The organism is Vallitalea sediminicola (genome assembly GCF_054408565.1).
This window is the reverse complement of the sequence record NZ_BTPT01000095.1, coordinates 1-1,620: the sequence shown is the minus strand read 5'-3', so window position 1 is coordinate 1,620 and position 1,620 is coordinate 1. Positions and strand designations below refer to the sequence as shown.

Sequence of the window (1,620 nt, the reverse complement as noted above, 5' to 3'; positions counted from 1 at the left end):
CAATGTCATTAAGTTAAGGCATTGATAATGAAAAAAGAATTAGAGCAACTGAAACTATTAACACTTTCAGTTGCTCTTTCTTATTAGATTAATATTTTTTTGCACACAAATTAAACTGAGTATCTTTCTCAGAAAAAAAGTTCAAGATTGCAACAATTTATGCTACTCTATAAAGGAAGCTTACTGTAGACTTGGTCTTGACTTTTCGAGGGTCTTTTCGTCCAGGTCTTACAGGTAATATATTCTTTTGAATAAGTGCTTCAACATTAGGTGGCGGTATATCATCTCTGCATGTGAAATAGTATAGACAAACATTAATTGCTACAGTAAAATTTAACTGATACGTATATTTTCTGTCTTTCTGATGAATAATAACATGCGTTGCTATTACTTCACAGAAGTTGTACATTGTCAGCTTTGCGAATATTTCCTGAATGATATACTCCGCCTTTTTTGAATGAAAATTAATTAATCCAATAGCATATTTCAGCTCTCTGAATGAGGTTTCAATTCCCCATCGCATGTGATAAATTCCTTTAATTATTTCTGGTGGGAAATCAACCCTATCAAGATTGGTGAGGATTACTTCATAAGTATCTTCTGTTAAAGGGAAACGCACAATTCTAAAACTCATCGGATATGTTTCTTTGCTTCCTATAGGAAGATAATCGAATTTTTGATTAGTCGGCATGAATTTATATGTTTTAGGATGACTTTTAATAAAATTAGTTTGACGTCGAGTCAATAAAAATTCATAATCAATGTCAAAAGACCTCTGTTTCGGAAGAGTGAGTCCGGATACAATCCCATTACTGTTAATGTCTTTGACACGAACAACATAATTCCAACCCTTTTTAGCTATGTGCTCTAAGACATTATAGCTCTCATATCCTCGATCGGCGGTTACAATCGCCTTTTCTTTAATTTTTGATCGATCAACCATATCTATAAGCGCTTTATATTCATCTTCTTTTCTTCCCTGTTGCATAATTGAATCCACATAAATACGATTACATACATCATACATAGCATTCAAGTGTAGCAGGTTATAACCTTTAGCATTAGAAGTATTGGAGAAATGATTTTCAAGTTCATTTGGGTTTTGTGCAGTACAAAAATCAGAACCATCAACAGCCAGCAATCGGTAACCATGAAAAAGACTGGGATTGATGAGAGATGATGTAAACTCATGAAATATAAACTCAAAAGCTTCTGGAAGAATCTTACTACGCTGTTGGACAAATGCGGAACATGTAGCAACATCGGAATTGTAAGAGAAATATTTCATAAGTTCTAAATTCAGACTATTACCGCCCATAGAAAGTATAATTCGTAACATCTCTTTAAAGTCTAACTTGCGTTTTCGGGTAAAATCTGCAGCCGGCATTTTGACAAACAACCACGGAGTTGCACCCATTTCATCTAATAATGATACTAAATTTTTCTTAACAAAATCAGCATATTCGTTCATAAAAACCTCCTTGAAATACGTATATTCAAGAGGCTTCGCCACATTTTTGTGATGATTTGTCAAGTGTTTTTTAAATTGTTGCAGAAAAAAGAGCCTTGTTCTATTTCCAGAACAAAACTCTTTATACTTTTCTTAACTTAATGACATTG

At 33.3% G+C, this 1,620-nt stretch carries 1 protein-coding gene; it reads right to left on the bottom strand.

Going from position 1 to position 1,620, the window contains the following annotated elements; all coding sequences use genetic code 11:
- Positions 1 to 157: 157 nt before the first annotated feature.
- The gene (locus tag ACX6CF_RS25290) at positions 158 to 1,471 is read right to left on the bottom strand and encodes an IS4 family transposase (RefSeq protein ID WP_458788164.1); all 1,314 of its coding nucleotides are present in this window, start codon (positions 1,469 to 1,471) and stop codon (positions 158 to 160) included.
- Positions 1,472 to 1,620: the final 149 nt, after the last annotated feature.